At 65.2% G+C, this 22,250-nt stretch carries 20 protein-coding genes; 6 read left to right on the forward strand and 14 right to left on the reverse strand.

What is annotated here, in order from left to right; genetic code table 11:
• Positions 1–46: 46 nt before the first annotated feature.
• The 5 genes from NRS07_RS07830 to NRS07_RS07850 form a co-directional block, all read right to left on the reverse strand.
• Entirely contained in the window at positions 47–1,279 is a 1,233-nt protein-coding gene (locus NRS07_RS07830; RefSeq protein WP_259212312.1) for an argininosuccinate synthase, read from the reverse strand.
• A gap of 131 nt (positions 1,280–1,410) precedes the next feature.
• Positions 1,411–2,334 carry an ornithine carbamoyltransferase gene (argF, locus tag NRS07_RS07835; RefSeq protein WP_259212313.1) on the reverse strand — a complete coding sequence of 308 codons (924 nt, stop codon included), beginning with the start codon at positions 2,332–2,334 and terminating at the stop codon, positions 1,411–1,413.
• 75 nt (positions 2,335–2,409) lie between these two features.
• Positions 2,410–3,309 (reverse strand): ribosome small subunit-dependent GTPase A, encoded by a 900-nt coding sequence (gene rsgA / locus NRS07_RS07840; RefSeq protein WP_259212317.1) that lies wholly within the window; start codon positions 3,307–3,309, stop codon positions 2,410–2,412.
• Positions 3,306–3,638, reverse strand: coding sequence for a 4a-hydroxytetrahydrobiopterin dehydratase (locus tag NRS07_RS07845; protein ID WP_259212319.1), 333 nt, complete (start codon positions 3,636–3,638; stop codon positions 3,306–3,308). The genes rsgA and NRS07_RS07845 overlap by 4 nt, the downstream gene beginning before the upstream one ends.
• Positions 3,635–4,897, reverse strand: a complete 1,263-nt coding sequence (locus NRS07_RS07850; protein ID WP_259212321.1) for a M48 family metallopeptidase — start codon at positions 4,895–4,897, stop codon at positions 3,635–3,637. The genes NRS07_RS07845 and NRS07_RS07850 overlap by 4 nt, the downstream gene beginning before the upstream one ends.
• 71 nt (positions 4,898–4,968) lie before the next feature.
• Here NRS07_RS07850 and orn point away from each other — a divergent pair, with 71 nt between their 5' ends.
• Positions 4,969–5,553, forward strand: a complete 585-nt coding sequence (gene orn, locus NRS07_RS07855; RefSeq protein ID WP_259212323.1) for an oligoribonuclease — start codon at positions 4,969–4,971, stop codon at positions 5,551–5,553.
• 53 nt (positions 5,554–5,606) lie between these two features.
• On the opposite strand, the gene NRS07_RS07860 is transcribed toward orn, so the two are convergent.
• Entirely contained in the window at positions 5,607–6,557 is a 951-nt protein-coding gene (locus NRS07_RS07860) for an MBL fold metallo-hydrolase (RefSeq protein WP_259212325.1), read from the reverse strand.
• Between the two features lie 101 nt (positions 6,558–6,658).
• Positions 6,659–7,354, reverse strand: a complete 696-nt coding sequence (locus NRS07_RS07865) for a UPF0149 family protein (RefSeq protein ID WP_259212328.1) — start codon at positions 7,352–7,354, stop codon at positions 6,659–6,661.
• A gap of 111 nt (positions 7,355–7,465) precedes the next feature.
• On the opposite strand from NRS07_RS07865, the gene NRS07_RS07870 reads away from it, so the two are divergent.
• Entirely contained in the window at positions 7,466–8,491 is a 1,026-nt protein-coding gene (locus tag NRS07_RS07870) for a serine/threonine protein kinase (protein WP_259212331.1), read from the forward strand.
• A gap of 105 nt (positions 8,492–8,596) precedes the next feature.
• Positions 8,597–10,912 (forward strand): hypothetical protein, encoded by a 2,316-nt coding sequence (locus NRS07_RS07875; protein WP_259212335.1) that lies wholly within the window; start codon positions 8,597–8,599, stop codon positions 10,910–10,912.
• Positions 10,913–11,007: 95 nt separating this feature from the next.
• On the opposite strand, the gene NRS07_RS07880 is transcribed toward NRS07_RS07875, so the two are convergent.
• Positions 11,008–11,424, reverse strand: coding sequence for a hypothetical protein (locus NRS07_RS07880; RefSeq protein WP_259212337.1), 417 nt, complete (start codon positions 11,422–11,424; stop codon positions 11,008–11,010).
• Positions 11,425–11,561: 137 nt separating this feature from the next.
• A complete protein-coding gene (locus tag NRS07_RS07885) occupies positions 11,562–12,599 on the reverse strand; it encodes a DUF475 domain-containing protein (RefSeq protein WP_259212339.1) in 1,038 nt (345 codons plus the stop codon).
• A gap of 154 nt (positions 12,600–12,753) precedes the next feature.
• Here NRS07_RS07885 and NRS07_RS07890 point away from each other — a divergent pair, with 154 nt between their 5' ends.
• The 3 genes from NRS07_RS07890 to NRS07_RS07900 all read left to right on the forward strand — a co-directional run bounded on the left by NRS07_RS07890 (position 12,754) and on the right by NRS07_RS07900 (position 17,755).
• Complete coding sequence (locus NRS07_RS07890; RefSeq protein ID WP_259212341.1) at positions 12,754–13,176, forward strand: divergent PAP2 family protein; 423 nt, start codon at positions 12,754–12,756, stop codon at positions 13,174–13,176.
• A gap of 232 nt (positions 13,177–13,408) precedes the next feature.
• Positions 13,409–14,545, forward strand: a complete 1,137-nt coding sequence (locus tag NRS07_RS07895; RefSeq protein ID WP_259212342.1) for an efflux RND transporter periplasmic adaptor subunit — start codon at positions 13,409–13,411, stop codon at positions 14,543–14,545.
• A gap of 3 nt (positions 14,546–14,548) precedes the next feature.
• On the forward strand, positions 14,549–17,755 hold the full coding sequence (locus NRS07_RS07900) for an efflux RND transporter permease subunit (protein WP_259212343.1): 3,207 nt from the start codon (positions 14,549–14,551) through the stop codon (positions 17,753–17,755).
• A 131-nt stretch (positions 17,756–17,886) separates the two neighbouring features.
• Here NRS07_RS07900 and NRS07_RS07905 read toward each other — a convergent pair whose 3' ends face one another.
• From NRS07_RS07905 to NRS07_RS07925, 5 genes are all read right to left on the reverse strand, one after another.
• Entirely contained in the window at positions 17,887–18,255 is a 369-nt protein-coding gene (locus tag NRS07_RS07905; RefSeq protein ID WP_259212344.1) for a hypothetical protein, read from the reverse strand.
• Positions 18,256–18,572: 317 nt separating this feature from the next.
• A complete protein-coding gene (locus tag NRS07_RS07910; RefSeq protein WP_259212346.1) occupies positions 18,573–19,556 on the reverse strand; it encodes an NAD(P)H-hydrate dehydratase in 984 nt (327 codons plus the stop codon).
• Between the two features lie 8 nt (positions 19,557–19,564).
• Positions 19,565–20,335 (reverse strand): histidine phosphatase family protein, encoded by a 771-nt coding sequence (locus NRS07_RS07915; RefSeq protein WP_259212347.1) that lies wholly within the window; start codon positions 20,333–20,335, stop codon positions 19,565–19,567.
• Between the two features lie 132 nt (positions 20,336–20,467).
• The gene (locus NRS07_RS07920; protein WP_259212348.1) at positions 20,468–21,868 is read right to left on the reverse strand and encodes an L-cystine transporter; all 1,401 of its coding nucleotides are present in this window, start codon (positions 21,866–21,868) and stop codon (positions 20,468–20,470) included.
• 161 nt (positions 21,869–22,029) lie between these two features.
• Positions 22,030–22,212, reverse strand: a complete 183-nt coding sequence (locus NRS07_RS07925; protein ID WP_259212349.1) for a hypothetical protein — start codon at positions 22,210–22,212, stop codon at positions 22,030–22,032.
• Between the last annotated feature and the right edge of the window lie 38 nt (positions 22,213–22,250).

Here is a 22,250-nt window from a genome sequence, read left to right on the forward strand (position 1 = left end):
TTGATGTAAAAAGCCGCCCTCGGGCGGCTTTCCAAAGCAGCAGGATTTACTGCCCGCGTTTTTCCCTGGCTTTCGCAGCGATGCGCATGCGCAGCGCATTGAGCTTGATGAATCCGCCGGCATCTGCCTGGTTGTAGGCACCGCCGTCTTCATCAAAAGTAGCGATGTTCATGTCGAACAGCGAATCGGTTTTCGAATCGCGCGAGACCACGATCACATTGCCCTTGTAGAGCTTGACGCGCACCCAGCCGTTAACGGTGGCCTGGGTGTGGTCGATCAGGGTTTGCAGGGCGATGCGTTCCGGCGCCCACCAGTAGCCGTTGTAGATCAGCGAGGCGTAGCGCGGCATCAGGTCGTCCTTGAGGTGCGCCACTTCGCGGTCCAGGGTGATCGATTCGATCGCGCGGTGGCCCTTGAGCATGATGGTGCCGCCCGGGGTCTCGTAGCAGCCGCGCGACTTCATGCCGACATAGCGGTTCTCCACCAGGTCGAGGCGGCCGATGCCGTGCTTGCCGCCCAGGCGGTTGAGTTCGGTCAGCACGGTAGCCGGGCTCATGCGCACGCCATTGAGCGCCACGATGTCGCCGCGCTCGTATTCGAGATCGAGGTATTCGGCCTGGTCCGGCGCCGCTTCGGGCGAGACCGACCAGCGCCACATCGATTCCTCGGCCTGCGCGCTCGGGTTTTCCAGGTGCCGGCCTTCGAACGAGATATGCAGCAGGTTGGCATCCATCGAATAGGGGGCGCCGCCGTTCTTGTGCTTCATGTCGACGGCGATGCCAGCGTCTTCGGCGTATTTCAGCAGTTTCTCGCGCGAGAGCAGGTCCCATTCGCGCCAGGGAGCGATGATCTTGACGTCTGGCTTGAGCGCATAGGCGCCGAGCTCGAAGCGGACCTGGTCGTTGCCCTTGCCGGTGGCGCCGTGCGAGATCGCATCGGCCCCGGTCTGGTTGGCGATCTCGATCAGGCGCTTGGCGATCAAGGGACGCGCGATCGAAGTGCCCAGCAGGTATTCGCCTTCGTAGACGGTGTTGGCACGGAACATCGGGAACACGAAGTCGCGCACGAATTCCTCGCGCACGTCGTCGATATAGATGTTCTCCGGCTTGATGCCGAACTTGATTGCCTTGGCCCGTGCCGGCTCGAGTTCTTCGCCCTGGCCGAGATCGGCGGTGAAGGTGACGATCTCGCAGTTGTAGTGATCTTGCAGCCATTTCAGGATGACCGAGGTATCGAGGCCGCCGGAGTAGGCGAGGACTACTTTTTTAATGTCGCTCATGGGTGTTTCCAGTGTGGAGGGAGGTGGGGGTGATATGGTCAGCTGGCGCTTGCTGCCGTTCCCGGGCAGGAACGGCGCGCCAACGATCAAACTAGGGGTTGGTGCTGACAAGGTGGTAAAAGGGTGCTGCTTTACTGGTCCCCGATGCGTCCGAGGAGCAGGTATTCGATCAGGGCCTTCTGCACGTGCAGGCGGTTTTCCGCTTCGTCCCAGACCACCGACTGCGGGCCGTCGATGACGGCGGCGGAGACTTCTTCGCCGCGGTGGGCCGGCAGGCAATGCATGAACAGCGCGTCGGGCGCGGCGCGCGCCATCTTGGCGCTGTCGACGATGAAGCCGTCGAAGGCCTTCAGGCGCTCGGCGTTTTCCTTTTCATAGCCCATGCTGGTCCAGACATCGGTGCTGACCAGGTGCGCGCCTTCGCAGGCGTGCGCCGGATCGTCGAACAGCGTGAAGCGGTCGGTCGAAACCAGCGCCGGGTCGAGCTCGTAGCCCTTGGGGGTGGAGACGTTCAGGTGGAAGCCGAACACTTCGGCCGCCTGCAGCCACGAGTACAGCATGTTGTTGGCGTCGCCGATCCAGGTGACCAGCTTGCCGGCGATCGGGCCGCGGTGCTCGTAGAAGGTAAAGATGTCGGCCAGTACCTGGCAGGGGTGGTGTTCATTGGTCAGGCCATTGATCACCGGGACCCGCGAATGGGCGGCGAAGCGCTCGATGATCTCCTGGCCGAAGGTGCGCACCATGATGATGTCGCACATGCGCGACATGACCTGGCCCGCGTCTTCCACCGGCTCGCCGCGGCCGAGCTGGCTGTCGCGCGTGTTCAGGTAGATCGCGGCGCCGCCCAGCTGGTGCATGCCGGCCTCGAAACTCAGGCGGGTGCGGGTCGAGCTTTTCTCGAACACCATTACCAGGGTACGGTCGACCAGCGGGTGGTAGACCTCATAGGCCTTGAACTTGCGCTTGATGAGATGGGCGCGCTCGATGACGTATTCGAACTCGTCGCGGGTGAAGTCGGAAAATTGCAGGAAGTGCTTAACTTGAGCAACTGGCATGGCGTCTGGGCTTTACTGTTTTATCCCCTGGAATTATAAGGGCTTTACTTGACGTTAGGGAAAGCGGCGGCGCGATCAATACAGCGTCTGCGCCGACTCATGCAGCAGCTGTCCGTACAGTTCGTGCCGGTAACGCGCGATCTTGCCGGCGGCTACCGCCTCGAGCACCGCGCACTGCGGCTCTTGCAGGTGGCGGCAGTTGTAGTACTTGCAGCCGCCCAGGTAGGGCTTGAACTCCACGAATGCGCGCTCGAGCATGCCTTCGCTCAGGTGGTACAGGCCAAATTCCTGGAAGCCGGGCGAATCGATGATCGAGGCGCCGTCTGCCAGCCAGTACAGGCGGGTAAACGTGGTGGTGTGCTTGCCGGTGTCGAGCGCTTCCGAGATTTCGCGCACCGCGATGTCGGCGTCGGGCACCAACAGGTTGATCAGGGAAGACTTGCCCATGCCCGACTGGCCGATGAAGATCGACGATTGCCCGGCGAGCAGCGGGGTCAGGGTCTGGACCGCGTGCTCCGGATGGGCGGTGGCCGAGACCTCGTGGATCGGGTAGCCGAGCGAGCCGTACAGGCCGGCGCGTTCGCGCGCGCGCGCCAGGGTGGCCACGACGTCGACCTTGTTGAGGATGATGTGGGCCTCGATGCCGGCCGCCTCGGCCGCCACCAGCGAACGCGAGACCAGATCGTCGGCAAAGCCGGGTTCGGTGGCGACGACGATGAACAGGCGCGAGATGTTCGCCGCCAGCAGCTTCGACTTGTACTGGTCCGAGCGGTAGAGCAAGGTGGTGCGGTCGGCAATGCGCTCGATGACGGCCTGGTTGTCCGAGGTCTTCATCAGGTGCACGACGTCGCCCACGGCGACGTTGGTCTTCTTGCCGCGCGTGACGCACTGCAGTTTTTCGCCGCCGGCGTCGGCCAGGTAATGGCGGCCGTGCGCCGCGATGACGGTGCCGCTGAGTTTGTGTGCGTCGCTCATGCGGCGTTTCCTTGTGCGTACAGCGCATCGGCCTTGGCCGCGCAGATGAAGTCGTTGGCGCTGAGGGCGCCGCCGGCCGAATGGGTGGAGTAGGCCAGCTTGCAGCGGCGCCAGCCGACCGTCATGTCGGGGTGGTGGTTTTCGATTTCGGCCATGCCTGCCACCGCGTTGACAAAGGCGATGGTGGCGCGATAGCTGGCAAAGGCATACGCGCGCATGATCGACGCGCCTTCGGCCTGCCAGTCGGGCAGTTGCGCCAGCAGCGCAAGGATCGCCGCATGATCGAGTGCGGGCGCGCCGTCGGTGCAGTGGCGTTCGAGCAGCTTCATGCGCCCGCCATGGTCAGGTGCTTGACCCGGACCGAGGCCGGCGGGTGCGAATCGTAGAAGCTGGAATACAGCGGGTCCGGGGTCAGGGTCGAGGCATTGTCTTCGTACATTTTTACCAGTGCCGACACCAGGTGGGCGCCGTCGGTGTGACGGGCCGCGAACGCGTCGGCCTCGAATTCGTGCTTGCGCGACGTGATCGCGTTGAGCGGCGAGAGCACGAACGTAAAGATCGGCAGCACCAGCATGAACAGGATCAGGGCCATGCCATCGTTCGAGGCGCCCAGCAGCGGCGTCACGCCCAGGCCGGTGTAGAACCAGGCCTGGGTTTTCAGGTAACCCAGCAGCGCCAGCAAGCCCAGCGACAGCGCGAAGATGGTCACGATGCGCTTGACGATGTGGCGCAGCTTGAAGTGGCCCAGTTCATGCGCCAGCACCGCTTCGATCTCGTGCGGTTCGAGGCGGGCCAGCAGGGTGTCGAAGAAGACGATGCGCTTGTTGCTGCCAAAGCCAGAGAAATACGCATTGCCATGCGCGCTGCGCTTGCTGCCGTCCATCACGAACAAGCCTTTCGAGGCGAAACCGACGCGCGTCATCAGCGCTTCGATGCGCTGCTTCAGGCCAGCGTCGTCGAGCGGCGTAAACTTGTTGAACATCGGCGCGATCACGCTCGGATAGAGCACCATCATGAGCAGCTGGAAGCCGCTCCAGACGCACCAGGCCCACAGCCACCATAAGTCGCCGCTTTTCTCCATCAGCACCAGGATCACCCATACCAGCGGCAGGCCGATCACGGCGCCCATCAGCGCGCCCTTGGCCAGGTCGGCCAGCCACAGGCGCGGCGTCATCTTGTTAAAGCCGAAGCGTTGTTCCTGGACGAACTGGCGGTACCAGTCGAGCGGCAGGTCGAGCAGGGCAGAGAGCACCGCAAAGGCCGCGACCAGGGCGATCTGGTGGGTCATGCCGGGGCCGGTCAGGCCCAGCAGGGTGCTGGACAAGGCCTGCAGGCCGCCGAGCAGGGTGAACCCGATCAGCACCAGGCCTGCCCACAGCAACCCGACGATGCCCAGGCGGGTCTTGGCCACCGTGTAGTCGGCCGCCTTCTGGTGCGCGGCGAGCGATACCTTCGAGGCGAACTCGGCCGGTACCGAGGCGCGGTGGCGCAGCACGTGCCGGATGTGGCGGTTGGCCAGCCAGAAACGCAAACCGAGGGTCAACGCAAAGAAAACAACGAACAAAACCGAAAACCCGAATGAAGACATTCTGTGCCTGTGAGAAAATGCAGGATACCCTTGCACACCGAAGTGCACATCAATAAGGCAAAGAGAGAATTATGTCACAAGCTACCCAAACCGATGCGGCGGCAAAGCCTGCGCGTCCGAACGAGTTCAACCTGGTCTGGCTCGACATGGAGATGACCGGACTGGACCCGGACAACGACCGCATCATCGAGGTGGCCGTGGTCGTGACCGACCCGGACCTGAACATCATCGCCGAAGGCCCGGTGTTCGCGATCCACCAGTCCGACGAGACCCTGGACAAGATGGACAACTGGAACAAGGGCACCCACGGCAAGTCGGGCCTGATCGACCGCGTCAAGGCGTCCACCGTGACCGAGGCCCAGGCCGAGCTCGAACTGATCGCCTTCTTGAAGCAATACGTGCCGGCCAATAAATCGCCCATGTGCGGCAATTCGATCTGCCAGGACCGCCGTTTCATGGCGCGCGGCATGCCCAAGCTCGAGGCCTTCTTCCATTACCGTAACCTCGATGTGTCGACCCTGAAGGAATTGTGCCGCCGCTGGAAGCCCGAACTCGCATCCGGCTTCAAGAAGCACCAGAAGCACACCGCACTGGCCGACATCGTCGAATCGGTCGAAGAACTGCGCTACTACCGCGAGCACTTCATCAAGCTCTGAGTGCCGCTCGCCGGTGAGGCGGCGCGGCATGACGAATGTGCTCCCGGGCCGGTTTACCGCATCTGGGTATAGTTGACCGGAATGAAACGGTAGCCCTTGCCTTCGGTTGCAAGATGGCCCAGGCCCGGGAATTGCAGGTGGGCGCCGCCTATCAGGTAGCCGCCCTTGGCCGCGGCGTCAAAGGCTTTCTTGCGCGCCGGAACAGCGGCTTGCTGGTCGCTGTCGAACTCGATCGTCACCGCCGGATTGTCCATCTGCACCGCCGCCACGTGGATCAGGTCGCCGATCAGGTGCAGCTTGCGCTTGCCGCTTTCCACCACATAGGTGGTGTGGCCGGGCGTGTGCCCCAAGGCCGCCTGGGCGCGGATGCCCGGCACCAGCTCGACGTCGCCGTCGAAGGCCTTGAACTTGCCTGCCTTGATATACGGGGTAATGGCGGCCCTGGCGGCCTTGAAGCCATCCTTGCTCTTGGCCTTGTCCATGTTTTCCTCGCTCAGCCAGTAGTCGGATTCTTTCTTGTTGGCGCGCACGGTGGCGTTCGGGAACACCAGCCTGCCATCGTCGACCAGGCCGCCCGCATGGTCGCCATGGAAGTGGGTGATGTAGATTTCGTCCACCTGGCCCGGCTGGTAGCCGGCGGCCTTCATGTTGGCGACCAGGCGGCCCAGGGTCGGGCCGAAGAACGATCCGGCGCCGCTGTCGATCATGATCAGCTTGCTTCCGGTATTGATCAGGTAGGCGTTGGCCGAGGTCTCCAGCGGCGCTTCCAGGTGCGCCTTCGCCAGCGCCGCGGCGGTTTTCTTGGGGTCTTGCGCCAGCAGCTTGTCCACCGGCAGGTCGACCGTGCCGTCCGACAGCGGGGTGACCTCGAACTGGCCCAGCATGATGCGCGACCAGCCGGGGGCAGGGGTCTTGGCCATCGGGGCGGCGGCCCAGGCGGGGCTGGCCAGGACGGCCGCTGCCACGGCGGTGGCCAGCAGGATAGGGGTAAGGCGGTTTGTCATCGCAGGTCCTTGGGTCTGTGTGCGGCGCGGGCCGGCCGCAAGCATTGCATATCGTACATGATTGCATGCCTGGCGTGCCGGCGCCGCGCGCAGCCCAAGCGTCACTGCGTTGGCTGGGCCCCGCAACACTTCTTGTGCTTCTTGCCGCTGCCGCAAGGGCAGTCGTCGTTGCGGCCGATTTTCGGCTCGTCGCGCACCACGGTTTCCACCGCCGGCTGGCGCAGCGGCAGCCAGTAGCGGTAGATGGCCGGCAGGTTCGCTTCGATTTCCAGCGCCAGCGCGTGCGCCTTTTTCGGGTCTTCGACTTCTGGCAGTTCGGATTCTTCGATTTCGTCGGCGCCGAGCAGGTAGATCGGGCGCATCAGTTCGGCCACCTCGGAGCTCCAGATCGGCTCCCATGAACCCGGGCGCAGTTCCATGCCTTCCCAGAAGCCCCAGCACCAGGCTTCGCCATCGATCAGGTTGCTGCCGTTGACTTCGTGCTCGCAAAACAGCGGCTCGAACTCTTTCGGGGCGACTTCGAACGTGACCAGCACTTCGTTCATGAAGCGCATGATCAGGTTGATGATCTTTTCTTCGTCGCGGCTGTTCTTCCAGGCCGGCGCCTGCTGGCCGTCCTGGCCCCAGACCCGTGGCAGCCACTCGGCCGGCATGATGGTTTCCGGACCGATCGCAATCGCCGTCAGGTAGCCGTGCAGGGTGTCCATCGTCATCGCGTCCTCGGGGGAGCGGTCGGATAGCAAAAACTGGTCGAGGTCGTCGAATTCTTTGTCGCTGAGGGGCTGGTCGAGATGCATGAGGGGCTCTTGTTGCGTGGGAAGGCGACAGTTTAACCGCTGTGGGACGCCCGAGCACGGAAATCGCATGCGCGGCGCGACGCCCGCCACGGCGGCGCTTACAATGTCCATATGGATAATCTGTCTTTCCCTGAACTGCCCCGCGCCAATACCCCGGCCCATCCGTACGCGCAACTCGACCCGCAAGTGGTGCTCGAAGCCGTCGAGAGCCTGGGCCTGTACTGCGACGGCCGCCTGCTCGCGCTCAACAGCTACGAGAACCGCGTCTACCAGGTCGGCCTCGAAGAGGGCGCTCCGGTGGTGGTCAAGTTCTACCGCCCGCAGCGCTGGACCGATGCGGCCATCCTCGAAGATCATGCCTTCGTGACCGAACTGGCCGAGCGCGAGATTCCGGTGGTGCCGGCCATGCTGATCGACGGGCGCAGCCTGCACAGCTGCCAGGGTTACCGCTTCTCGGTGTTTCCGCGCCGCGGCGGGCGCGCGCCCGAACTGGGCGATCCGGCCACGCTGGAATGGATCGGGCGCTTCATCGGCCGCATCCACGCGGTGGGCGCCCTGGCGCCCTATACGGCGCGTCCGGAACTGAACCAGCAAACTTTCGGGCGCGAGCCCGTCGACTGGCTGCGCAGCCATGGCTTCATTCCGCTTGAACTGGCCGCTACCTATGCCAGCGTGGTCGAGCAGGCGCTCGATGGGGTGGCGCGCTGTTACGAGCGCGCCGGCGAGCTGCCCTCGCTGCGCCTGCATGGCGACTGCCACGCCGGCAACGTGCTGTGGACGCCGGACGGCCCGCATTTCGTCGACTTCGACGATAGCCGCATGGGGCCGGCCATCCAGGACCTGTGGATGCTGCTCTCCGGCGAGCGCCACGAGATGGTCGGGCAGATGGCCGACGTGCTGGCCGGCTATGAAGACTTCTGCGACTTCCATCCGCGCCAGCTCTACCTGGTCGAGGCGCTGCGCACGCTGCGGCTGATCCATTATTCGTGCTGGCTGGCGATGCGCTGGGACGACCCGGCTTTTCCGGCGGCCTTTCCCTGGTTTAATACCCAGCGTTACTGGCAGGACCGCATTCTCGAGCTGCGCGAACAGGTGGCGCTGATGGACGAGCCGCCGCTGTGGGGACACAATGCCTGAATTGAGCCGGTTTGCGGCCCCAGTTCGGCGTGTCGACTTCTTGAAATTTGCCGGATAATCCGGTAACGCGTCCCACGCCCGGGGCCGCCGTCAGCGAGAACCACTATGGATCACCAATCACCCAAGCACGACGAACACGATTTCGCGATCGACTTGTCGCATGCCGGCCTGCCAGCCGCGCCCGGCCGCGCACCGATGGAGATGCGGGAAATCCAGGAAGCCATCGCCCGCGTCGAAGCCGAAGCCAAGGCCAATGTGGCGGCCGAGAGCCGGGCCCATGCCGAATCGCGCGCGCGTACGCTGGCCGAGGAGCGCGCCGCGCTGGACGCGGCGGCCACCGCAGCGGCGCTGGCCAATGCGCAGGCATCCGAAGAAGCGATCGCCGCCAACCGCGAGCGGCTCGATTCGCTGCGCGCGGCGGCCCAGGCATCGAGCGAGCGGCTGGAGGCGATTCGCCAGGAAACCGCCGAGTTGCGCGCCCGCGTGCAGCGCGAGACCGAAACCCGCAAGGCCTGCGAAGCGCGTTCGCGGGTAGAAGACGAATCGCGCCGGCGCGCGGCGGCCCAGGTGGAGGCGCAGGCCGAAATGGCGGTGCAGGCCGAAAAGGCGGCCGATGAGTTGATGGTCCAGACCGAACGCGCGCGCCAGCAGGCGCTCGAGCGCATGGCGGCGGTGGAGGCGGCGCGCGAAGAAGTGCTGCACACCGCCAGCGCCGACGCGCGCGTGGCGATCCTGGCGCGCGAGCGCGAGCGCGCCGAGCACGGCGCCCGCCAGACCGCCGAAATGCTGGCCGAAGCCGAGGCCGAGGCGCTGGAACTGACGCTCCAGCGCGAGCGCGCCGACCAGGTGGCGCTGGCCTCGAGCTTCGCGCGGGCCGCAGCCGAGGCGCGCGCGCTGGAAGAGGCGCGCGCCATGGCCCACATCGAGCAGGAACGTGAAGCCATCGCGCTGGCCCAGGCCGAATCGGACCGGGTCGCGGCGCAGTCGATGCGCATGCGCATGCAGACCGAAAAAGAACTGCGTGACGCCGCTACCCACCGGCTACGCCTGGAACAGATGGCGGCCAGCGGGGCGCAGGCACGGCGCGACGCCGAGGCCCGCATCCTGGCGGCGACCGAGGCGCGCATCGAGGCCGACCGCCAGTTGCGCGAACTGGCCGGCGAACGCGCGCGCGCCGAAGAAGACGCCAGCGTCCAGGTGCAGGCGCGGCTGGAAGCCGAAGCGGCCGCCGCCGACCATGCGCGCGCGCGCGCCGCGGCCGACGAGGCGGCCGCGCAGGCTGCCCAGCGCGACGCCGCCGAACACGAGCGCGAACGGGCGCTGGCCCTCGAGCGCGCCGCCCTGCTGCAGACTGGTGCCAATGCCCGCGCCGCCGAAAACGCCGCGCAGGACGCGGCCTTGCAGGCCGAGCGCGAACTGGCCGCGGCGCAGCAGCAGGCGTTTGAGGCAGCCGAGCGCCGCAGCGAAGGGGCGCAGCGCCTGCTGCAGGCCGAGCGTGCGCGCGCGGCGGCCGAAGAAGCCGCACTGGCAAGCCAGCAAGAACAGGAACAGGCCGAGCACGCGCTGGCGCAGGCAGCGACCGCCCGCGCCACGGCGGCCCAGGCAGCGGCGGCCCAGCTGCGCGAGCAGGCCGAGGCCGAACGCCGCGCCGAGGCGGTCCAGGTGGCGATGTTCGAGGCACAACAGGAGCAGGCCCGCGCCGCCATCGACGAGGCCGAGCATGCCGAAGCGGCGGCGGCGGCCCAGCAGGCGCAGGCGCAGCGCGCGGCCGAACTGGCTGCGGAGCAAGCCGCGCGCGCAGCCGCCGAGCAGCAGCAACTGGCGCTGACCGAGGCGGCCATCGCGGCCGAACGCGCCGCCACCGAGGCTGCGCGCGAAGCGCTGGTGCTCATCGAGCGCAAGCTGGCCGCGCAGCGCCTGCAGGCGGCGGCCGATGCGCGCGCCAGCGAAGCGGCCAGCGCGCGCCTGGCCTCGGAGCAGGCGGCCGCACAGGCTGCGCTAGCCAGGGCGGCGGCCGAAGAAGAGCAGGCACGCCTGGCGCGCGAGCGCGAAGCGGCCGAGCAAGAAGGCTTGGCGGCAGCGGTGCACAAGCGCGAGGCCCAGCGTGCGCTGCTGGAACACGCGCAGCGCCACGCCGACATGCAGCACAAGGCAGCCGAGGCTACCGAGCGCATGGCCAAGGCGCGCAAGGTGCTGGCAGACCTGGAAACGCAGCGCTACGAAGATGGTTCGGCCGACCTGGCGGCGCTGGGTCGCGCCATTGGCTCGCGCACCGAGGAAGCCGAGCAGCGGGTGGCATCGGTCAATATCACGCGCGAAGTGCTGGGACGCTTCAAGCAAGCCGCACCGGCATCGGCCTCGCAGGCCGCCACCCGGCTGGCGGAGGTGATCCTGAACCAGCGCAAGAACGAACAGGAATAAGGCCGGGCGCGCTGCAACACGTCAGCCGCGCTGGCTATCCCCATGCTGTGATATCTCAGGCGTATCACAGCATGGGAATCAATATGAAATGTGTATTACTGCGCCGACGGCGCATCGCTAGGGGCTACCGGATTGACCGGCCCGGTACTGGCCCTGGTGGCGAAATACTCGGTCTCGCCGAAGCAGGAGCTGGGCACGCCACGGTGCTGTTCATAGGTTACCTGCACGCGCTGGCCCATCGCGGCGAGCAGCTGCTTGGCCACCGCGTCGTCGCGCACCGTGAACGAGAAGCGTTCAGGAATCGCTCCCGGCATGCTCGAGAGAAGGATTTCGCCTTCCCAGGTCTTGCACAGCCAGCCTTTTTTCGAGAACTTCTGCAGGTAGCCTGCGCGCTCGCCTTCGGAATAAGACCAGCTCAGCGTAAACCAGGTGTACAGCGCGAACAGCACCGTGACGGCGGCGATGGCCGCGAGCAGAAGGACGGAGGTACGTTTTGGCAGGGCGTTGGGCATGGGGCGGCTATCGTAAAAGTAAAGGTCGGATTAGAACTGGCTAGTGGGCGGGGACCGGGCACCGATGCGATGCTGGCCCGGCACAGCCGCGCCCATTCTGCCACGGCTTGGCAGAATAACAAAATGGCGCTGTCGGTTCAGGGCGCCGCGCTCTCGAGGCGGCGCCGGTAGCGGATCGAGGACCACAGCGACACCAGGATGAACGCCAGCCCCGACAGCCCGGTGAACCATTCGGGGATGTGATAGTGGACGCTGGCGAACATGATCAGCGCCAGGATGCCGATCGCGTAATGCGCGCCGTGCTCGAGAAAGACGAATTCTTCGAGCGTGCCCTTGTAGACCAGGAATACCGTCATCGAGCGCACGAACATGGCGCCGATCGCCAGGCCGAGCATGATGATGACCACGTCGTTGGTGATCGCAAATGCACCGATCACGCCATCGAAGCTGAACGAGGCGTCCAGCACTTCAAGGTAGAGAAAGCCGCCGATGCTGCCCTGCGAGAGCATCTTGCCGACCGCCGGCTCGTCTTCCTGGTGTTCGAGCAGGCCGCTGAGCCATTGCACCCCTATATAGATGAGCACGCCGGTAACGCCGGCCACCAGCACCGGCAGCTTGCGCGCAACCGGCATCAGCGACATCGCGCCGCACACCGCCGACAGGGTGATCAGGATGGCCAGGCCCTCGGTGCCATACTTGCCGACTTTTTCCTCGACCCAGCCGAGCCAGTGCAGCTGCTTTTCCTGGTCGAACAAAAAGTTCAGGAATACCAGCAACAGGAAGGCGCCCCCGAAAGAGGCGACCTCGGCATGCTTTTCGGTGAGGTGGCGCGAATATTCGCGTGGATTGTCGATGGCCAGTTGCCATACCTCGATCAGGCCGAGCCCGGTTGCGGCCGAGACGATCACGAGCGGGAACAGCAGCCGCATGCCGAACACGGCCACCAGGATGCCGACGGTGAGGAATAATTTGCGCCAGAACTCGTTCCAGCCGCGCAGCACCGAGGCGTTGACGACCGCGTTGTCGAAAGAAAGCGACACTTCGAGTACGCCCAGCACGGCGGTGATTCCGAGCGCGTGCAGCATGCCGGCGATGCCACGGTGCTCGTAACCCCACCAGCCGGCAAGGCCCATCAGGATGAGCGTGACCGCTATCGACAACCTGAAATGCCGCATCACGCCCCCTTGGCTGTGCATTCGCGTTGTATCAATAGTACCGTTCCGGGCACCGGGGTGGCGCGGGAATGCCGCCGCGACCGTTCGAATAGGTATCGGCTAAGGCTTGCATCTGAGATAATTCTGGCCGGCATCAATTCACCTGGACCGAGACATGGATCTTGTTTACCTTGTAACACCCGTGCTGACCTGGATGGTGGTCGGCCCGATCAAATTCTTGATTACCAGCCTGCGCCAGCGGCGCTGGGCATTCAACCTGGTGGGCAACGGCGGCTTTCCCAGCAACCATAGCTCCGTCGTTAGCAGCATGGCCACCCTGATTGCCTTGCGCGAGGGCCTGGACCATCCTGCCTTCGGGGTCGCCGTGACCTTGGCCTTTATTGTGATGATCGACGCCAACAGCTTGCGCCAGCACGTCGGCCGCCAGGCGGCGGCGATCAACCAGCTGGCGTGCGACACGGTCGGACACACGGTCCTGCGCGAGCGCATGGGCCATACCTTGGTAGAAATTACCGGCGGAATCGCCACCGGCATCGGCATGGGCTTTCTGATCCATGCGGTGTTGGGCGCCGCTTAAGCGGCGCGCAGCGCAGGCAGGGCGGGCCGGCTCGGTCCGCATTCTGGTGTTGTTGCCATGCATCCTGGTTGTCCAGAATGCAGCTCATCGCGAAATTCCGCAGTTCATCCCACGATTTCCGCGTTATGCAGAGTCGTCAATTGACGCTGCCCGGGCGCTAATCGATACTGCGCGCTGACTATCCATCTACGCATTTTTACAAGATTACCGAGTCCTTCTCTGGAGACCCACCATGCTGCGCACATCACTACTCGTTCTTGCCATCGCCACGGCGCTTGCCGCCTGCGGCAAGGATTCCAAGGATTCGGCCGAGTTCAAGGACAAGCGTCCGTCGCAGCTGAAGGTCGCTTCCGAAGATGTGCTGACCATCCAGAGCGGCACCCTCAATAGCGGTCCGGTGGTCACCGGCTCGATCCAGCCGGAGCGCAAGGCCGACCTGCGCGCCGAAGTGTCGGCCGTGGTCCTTGAGGTTCTGAAAGACAATGGCCAAGCGGTCAAGCGCGGCGACGTGCTGGTGCGCCTGGACGAGACCGCGATCCGCGACAGCCTGGTGTCGGCCGAAGCGGCCGTGCGCTCGTCTAGCCTGGCGCTGGACCAGGCCAAGCGCCAGCTCGAGCGCATGCAAACCCTGCGCGCCTCGGGCATGGCCACCGCCGTCGGCCTGGACGATGCCGAAGTGCGCCGCAACAATGCCCAGAGCGAATTGTCGGCCGCCAGGAGCCGCGCCGCGAGCGCGCGCCAGCTGCTCAGTCGCACCGTGGTGCGTGCGCCCTTCGACGGCATCGTCTCCGAGCGCAAGGTGTCGGCCGGCGACACCGCCAACATTGGCAAGGAACTGGTCAAGGTGATCGATCCGACCAGCATGCGTTTCGAAGCGCGCGTGTCGTCCGATGCGATCGCGACCCTGAAAGTCGGCCAGAAGGTCAATTTCCGCGTCAATGGCTATGGTGACCAGCAGTTTGCCGGCGTCATCAAGCGCATCGACCCGGCCGCCAATGCCATCACCCGCCAGGTCGAATTGCTGGTCGAGTTCGCCGACAAGGCACAGCCGCGCGTGGCCGGCCTGTACGCCGAAGGCCGGGTCGACGCCCAGAGCAGCACCGCCCTGATGCTGCCGGAAGCGGCGCTGGTGAAAGCCGGCGACAAGGCCTATACCTGGCGCATCAAGGACAAGACCCTGAACAAGGTTCCGCTGGTGGTCGGCGCGCGCGATCCGCGTACCGGCAATGTCGAGATCAAGCAGGGCCTGCTGGCCGGCGACGTGGTGCTGCGCTCGCCCACCTCGAACCTGAAAGACGGCCAGAAGGTCGAGATGCCGTCGGCGCGCATGGCCAGCGCCGCCAGCGCCACGCCAGTGCAAGGGAAATAAACCATGTTCCTGTCTAATTTCAGCGTCAAGAAGCCGGTCGCCACGGTCGTGGTGATCCTGGCGATGATGGCCATGGGCCTGCTTGCCCTGTCCAAGCTCAAGGTCAACCAGAATCCGGACGTCGAGGTGCCGGTCATCGTGGTCGACATCCCGTATCCGGGCGCTTCGCCCGAAACCGTCGAGCGCGAGATCACCAACCGCCTCGAAAAGCAGATGCTCGCGATCCAGGGCGTGACCGAGCTCAATTCCAACTCCTACGAAGGCGGCGTGTCGATCTGGATGGAATTCGACTTCGACCGCAATGTCATCGAAGCCTCGGACGACGTGCGCAACGCCATCGCAGCGGTGCGCTACAAGCTGCCGATCGAGATGCGCGAGCCGGTGCTGCGGCGCTGGGACCCGGCTTCGGAGCCGGTGATGCAGCTGGCGCTGTCCTCGAGCAGCCAGTCGCATGCCGAGATCTCGCGCTATGCCGAAGACGTGCTGGCCGATCGGTTCCGCGCCATCGAAGGGGTCTCGACCGTAAACGTGAACGGCGCGCTGCGCCGCGAACTGTCGGTCTTGCTGCGCGCCGAGCAGCTGCGCGAATTCAATGTGTCGGTGTCGGAAGTGACCAGCGCCCTGCGCACCCAGAACACCAATGCCCCGGTGGGCAAGCTGCGCAGCGAGCTCGACGAGAAGGGCATCCGCCTGGTCGGCCGCATCGAGCGTCCGGAAGACTTTTCGCAAATCGTGGTCAAGCGCAGCGGCGACCAGATCGTGCGGCTGGGCCAGGTGGCCGAGATCAAGGACGGCTTCGCCGATGTCAACAGCCTGTCGATTCGCAGCGGCAAGCCCAACGTCGGCCTGCAGATCGCCCGTTCGCGCGACGCCTCGACCGTATCGCTGGCCAAGAAAGTCCATCAGGTCGTCGAAGAAGCCAACAAGGAAATGCCCGAAGGCACCAAGCTGGACGTCGTGCGCGATGGCGGCGAAGAAGCGCAGAGCAGCCTGAACAATGTGATCGAATCGCTGGTGCTGGGCGCCGTGCTGACCGTCTTCGTGGTCTACGCTTTCCTCAACTCCTGGCGCTCGACCCTGATTACCGCGCTGTCGCTGCCGACCTCGGTGCTGGCCGCCTTTATCGCGGTCTGGCTGAGCGGCTTCACGCTCAACTTCATGACCCTGCTCGGCCTGTCGCTGGCGATCGGGGTGCTGATCGACGACGCGATCGTGGTGCGCGAGAACATCGTGCGCCACATGGAAAAAGGCTCCGACCGCCGCACCGCCGCGCTCGAAGGCACGGCCGAGATCGGCATGGCGGTAGCCGCCACCACGTTCTCGATCATGGCCGTGTTCGTGCCGGTGGCCTTCATGCCGGGCGTCTCCGGCGAATGGTTCCGGCCGTTCGCGCTGACCGTCACCTGCTCGGTGATCGTATCGCTGTTCATTTCGTTCACGCTCGACCCGATGCTGTCGGCTTACTGGGGCGACCCGGCCGACTACCACCACCAGCCGAAAAAAGGCCTGAGCCGCCAGCTCGAGCGCTTCAACGTCTGGTTCGACCACCAGGCCGACCGCTACGGCAACGTGATCGCCTGGGCGCTGCACCACCGCAAATGGATGGCCGTCATTGCGGTCGGCAGCCTGATCGGCGCGTTCACCTTGCACCATTTCTTTGGCGGCTCGAGCTTCCTGCCGAAATCCGACGGCGGTAACCTGATGGTCGAAGTACGTACCCCGGCCTCGTCGAGCGTCGAGTATGCGCGCCGCAAGATCGAAGCCGCCGCCGAGATCGCCCGTTCGATCCCGGAAACCAAGGACACCAACAGCTCGATCAACCCGAACGGCGGCCGCATCTATATCGACATCGGCAAGCGCGGCAGCCGCGAGCGCAGTGCGACCGAGATCGGCGCCGAACTGCGCAGCAAGATCGCGCCGCTGGTGGGCGCCGAATACGTCGTCATCGACGACCTCAGCGGCGGCGGCAAGCCGGTCCAGGTCGAGTTCACCGGCCCCGATTCGCGCAAGCTGATGGAACTGACCGCCGCCTACATGGAAAAGCTGCGCCAGGTGCCGGGCGCGGTCGACGTCACGCTGTCAGAGCAGGACCCGAAGAACGAGCTGCAGATCGTGCTCGACCGCGGGCTGGCCAACGCCATGGGCATCTCGGTCAACGACGCCGCCCAGGCGCTGCGGGTGGCCTTTGCCGGCATCGAGGTGGGCGACTGGGTCGACCCGACCAACGAGACCCGCGACGTCGCCGTGCGCCTGCATCCGGACGACCGGGTCAATACCGGGAACATCGAGCGCCTGCCGATCGCGGTGGCCGGCACCGGCATGATGGTGCCGCTCGAGCAGATCGCCACCATCACCATGGGCAAGGGCCCGGCCGGTATCCGCCACAAGGATGGCGAACGCATGATCACGGTGTCGGCCAACGCCCAGGGCCGCTCGGCCGGCGAAGTCACTGCCGACGCCATGAAGCTGGCCAAGACCTTTGATTTCCCGCCGGGCTATGGCCTGGCGCTGGGTGGCCAGGGTGAAGACCAGGCGGAGCTGTTCACCCAGATGCTGATCGCGCTCGGCTCCGGCATCGGCCTGATGTACCTGATCCTGGTGATGCAGTTCGGCTCGTTCACGGCGCCGCTGGGCGTGATGCTGTCGCTGCCGCTGTCGCTGATCGGGGTGGTGCTGGCCCTGATCCTGACCAAGAACACCCTCAACCTGATGAGCATGATCGGCGTGTTGATGCTGATGGGCCTGGTGGCGAAGAATGCCATCTTGCTGCTCGACGCCGCCCGCGTGCTCGAACACGAAGGCATGGACCGCGAAGAAGCATTGATGCAGGCCGGCCGCAAGCGCCTGCGTCCGATCCTGATGACCACGTTCGCCCTGATCGCCGGCATGTTGCCGGTGGCCCTGGCGCTGGGCGACGCCGGCCAGTTCTACCAGCCGCTGGCGATCGCGATCATCGGCGGCACGATCACCTCGACGCTGCTCACGCTGCTGGTGGTGCCGACCTTCTACGACAGCATCGAGATCGCCCGCGACCGGATGTTTGCCAAGTTCCAGCGCCGCGCCGCGCGCTACAACGTGTTGGCCGCGTTCTTCGTGACCTTTGTCGAGGCACTCCTGACCTTGCTGATGGTGCGCTTGCTCGTGCGTACCGTGGTGCGCATCGGACGCTACTTGACTGGCCGCGGCCGCGGCAAGGCGTTGCCAGCCTGACCCACGCCCGGGCATGAAAAAAGCCAGCCCGGCGGGGCTGGCTTGTGGCCGATGAGCTCTAGATGAGCTCTAGATCAGCTGTATCGGGCAGGAACCCTTTATTAGCCGATCACTGGCCACTCACTGGCCACTCACTGGCCACTCACCGGCGGCGTGGTGGTGCCGGTGGCGCTGTTGCCCACTGGCGGCGGTGCTGCCGGATCGGTTGGCGTGGTCATGGCCGGATCGGTCACGGTGCCAGTTGGCGTGGTCGCGGGATCGGTCATGGTGCCGGTGGTGCCAGTGGTGCCGGTGGCGCCGGTACCGGTAGCGCCAGTGCCGGTGTCACCCATGGTGCCGGTGGTGCCGCTGGTGCCCGAGGTGGTGCTGGGGACGGTGGCCGACATGTCGCCGGTGGTGGTGGCATCGGTGACCGGTTCGTTCTTGCGGCATGCGCCGAGCAGGGAAGCCAACACGGCAGCAGTCAGCAGGATTTTTGGTGCTTGGGTCAGTGCGTTCATTGTTTAACTCCTCGTTCACGTCTATCTTGTGCCGCGCGCACTCCGGATGGAGCCTTGGAGGCTTGCGGCGCCAGGGTTAGGTCCTCCGAGGGTCCATTGGAACCCAGCAGTGGAACCATCAGGGAACCGACGCAACACGCGGCCCCATCAGCGCACGATACGACGGTGAAACCTACTGGCGGCAGCTGTGCCAGTTCGCCGGATCGCAGGCCTCTTGCTTTTCTGCTTGTTGCTAACTACTTGCTGCTTGTTTCCGCGATGCAGGCTGCGGATCGGTCGGAGCATGGGTGTCAGCCACCCATTGCTCCATCCACCGGCTAAGACCGGATGGTTGCTGCGCCGCCGGCATCGGTGCCCGCGACCTGTTCCAGTAGCGCGGGGATTTCCTGAGAAATTTCCCGCGCGAGATAACCGAGCCTTCCCATGCGCGCCGCCAAGCGTTCGCCGGCGCGTGCGTGCAGTGCCACACCCCAGCACGCGGCTTGCGCGAGTTGCGCGCCGCGCGCCGCCAGCCCTGCGATGATCCCTGCCAGCACGTCGCCCGAACCAGAGACCGCCAGGCCGATATTGCCGCCCTCGTGCTGATACAACGTTCCATCCGGCGTTGCGATGACAGTGCGCGCACCTTTTAATGCGACTACCGCATTCCAGTCGTGCGCCGCAGTCCTGGCCGTGGTGTCGGGGGCGCTGCAGACAGCCTCCTTGCCGGTGCCGGTCAGGTGCGCCATCTCGCCCGCGTGCGGGGTGAGCACCACCGGCCGCGCGAAACGCCAGGGCGCGCCCGCAGCGTGGGCCGGGGGCGGATAGAGCAGGGCGCTCATGGCGCACGCATCGAGCACCACGGCAACGCCTGCCTCCATCAGGCGCGGCAGCAGCGCATGCACCAGTTCGGCGGTAGATGCTTCGTCTTGCATGCCGGGCCCGATCAGCACGGCGTCGACACGGTCGGCCAGCGGCAGCAGGCTGGCGACGGCGCTGATGCACAGGCCGGCACTGGCGTGCTCTGGCAAGCCGATCACGCGCGCCTCGGGCATGGCCAGCGCCACGAGCTGGGCCACGCTCTGGCCGGTGGCGATGGTCAGCTTGCCGGCGCCTGCACGCAGCGCGGCGGTGGCCGCCAGGATGATGGCGCCCGGCATCTCGCACGACCCGCCCAATACCAGCACGTGTCCGCGAATTTCCTTGTCGCCATCGACGCCAGGCATCGGCACAGGCCAGCTGCGCAGCAGGGTGCTATCAACGTTGTGAACGGCGGCGTCGCAGGCCAGGGCGCGGGCGCCCGAGTCAGTCAGGGTGTCCATGGCGGATACTAGGCCTTCGGAGCCGCCGGCAGATCCTTGCCGGCGGTAACTGGGGTGCCGCTCGCCTCGAGTGGCGCGACGAAATTCACGAGGCGCAGGGCAGGGTGGCCGCCCTTGCCGAGCGCGGGATCGAATTCGTAGGACGTCACTGAACAGTTCGGAACATCGCCGGCCCGGTCGGCATCGAGGATGGCCTTTTCACTGAGATGCTCGAACAGGTAGCGGAAGCAATTAACCGTGACCTGATGCGCGACGATCAGGACGCGCTCTTCGCGATATTCGCGATTGAGCGTGTCGATCACGCTGCGCAAACGCAGGATGACGTCGCACCAGCTTTCGCCGCCGGGAGGGCGAAAATAGAATTTGCCGACGTGCTGGCGCTGCTCGTACAGCTCGGGGAAGTGATGGGCAATGCCATGGGTGGTGAGCCGGTCGAGGACGCCGAACTCTTTCTCGCGCAGGCGTTCGTCGGATTCGACCACCAGCCGCTCGCGGCTGTCCTGATCGAGGCGCTGCATCATGATGTTGGCGGTGTCGGCAGCGCGAACATAGGGCGAGTGCAGCACCACGGTTGGCCGCTGCCCGGGCGGCAGCGCGGCGAACCACGCACCGAGCGCCTCGGCCTGTCGTTCGCCCAGCTCGGACAGCGGCACGTCGACGTCACGGTCGGCAATGTCGATATGGTGTCCGGCGGCGGCCTCGGCCAGGTCACGTGCGACGTTGCCGGCGCTTTGACCATGGCGAACCAGCCAGATTTCTTGAGGCCACTGCTGTTCCATTACCAGTCCGTCCACGATGTTGACATGAAGTCATCATAGACGGATTCGACGGCCCCAAAGCGCACGATTGGCGTCCTTGCGCGACGGCTCGCGGCGGCGTCGGCGGGTTCTTACACAGCGCCCGCCGGACCCTCAAGCGACCTGTTCGTCGCCGTCCAGATTGATCTCCGCGTCGTTCTCGAATACCCGCATGTCGGTCTGGCCGAGCACGCGGCTGGTGACGGTGCCGGCGGTGATCGAGCCGCTGACATTGAGCGCGGTACGGCCCATGTCGATCAGTGGCTCCACCGAAATCAACAGGCCCGCCAGCGCCACCGGCAGGTCCATCGCCGACAGTACGATCAGCGCCGCGAAGGTAGCGCCGCCGCCGACGCCGGCCACCCCGATCGAGCCGAAGGCAACCACCGCCAGCAGCGGCAGCAGGAAAGAAGCGGTCATCGGGTCGATGCCGACCGTGGGCGCGATCATCACCGCCAGCATCGCCGGATAGATGCCGGCGCAGCCGTTCTGGCCGATGGTGGCGCCGAACGAGGCGGCGAAATTGGCGATGCCCTCGGGCGTGCCCAGCCGCGAGGTCTGGGTGGCAACGCTCATCGGGATCGACCCGGCGCTGGTGCGCGAGCTGAACGCGAAGGCCAGTACCGGGAAGATCTTGCGCACATAGCGCAGCGGGTTCAGGCCGCTGCCGGCGATCAACAGCAGGTGCACGCAGAACATCAGCGCCAGCGCGCAATACGAGGCGACCACGAAGTTGGCCAGGCTGAGAATATCCTGCCAGCTCGAGCCGGCCACCATCTTGGCCATCAGCGCGAACACGCCGAACGGGGTCAGGCGCAGCACCAGCGTCACCATGCGCATCACGATCACGTGCGCTACATGGACGAAGTCGCTGAACGAGCGGAATACTTCGGGTTTCTTGCCGGCGATGCCGGTGGCCGAGATACCGATAAAGATCGCGAACACCACCACCGCGATGGTCGAGGTCTTGCGCGCGCCTGTCATGTCGAGAAAAGGATTGGCCGGAATGAACGACAGGATCATGCTCGGCATCGAGATGTCTTTCGCCGCCGCCAGGTTGCCCTGCAAGTATTCGCCGCGTGCAAGCTCGGCACTCGACGCGGTCAGCCCGACCGCGCTCAAGCCGAACAGCTTGGCCATCAGGATGCCGATCGTGGCCGCCACGATGGTGGTCAGGATCAGGATGCCGATCGTGAGTGTGCTGATGCTGCCGAGCGAGGCGGCGTCGCGCAGTTTCAGGATGGCCTGGACGATCGACACCATGATCAGCGGAATGATGATCATCTGCAGCAGCTTGACGTAGCCGCTGCCGATCACGTCCAGCCAGGCGTTCGTGGCCGCGATCTCGGGCGAGGTCGCGCCATAGATCGCCTGCAGGGCCGCGCCCAGCGCAATACCCAGGCCGAGTCCGGTGAAGACACGCTTGGTGAACGATGCATGGCTTGCCTGCATGCGGTAGAGCAGAGCGCAGCCAGCCAGCGCCACCGCCAGGTTGAGCAGAAGAGGAAAGTTCATTCGAGCCTTGGTGTCGAGCGGTGACGAATAGGTAATGCGCGAATAGGTAATGCGCGAATAGGTAATGCGCGAATAGGTAATGCGCTATAGAAATCTATCGCCAGCATTTTATAGGCAAATCGATATTGCCGCCCGGCGCGACACCAGCGCAGCGCCGGTGCTTACTCCATGGCGACGACCAGCGCTGCCACGCCGACGCCAAGGCCAAGGGCCACGCCCATGCGCTGGCGAAGGCGACGGCCCTTGGCGACGATGCCCCTGGCGAAGCTGCGCTTGGGCGCGGCCGGCTTGCTGCGGTCGATGGTGGCTGGATGGATGCTTTCGTGCGGATGGTCGGTATGCATGATCGGTTCCTGTCGCAGTCTCCAGCGGAGACTGCCTT

The sequence above is a fragment of the Massilia sp. H6 genome (genome assembly GCF_024802625.1).
Lineage (GTDB): Bacteria > Pseudomonadota > Gammaproteobacteria > Burkholderiales > Burkholderiaceae_D > Telluria.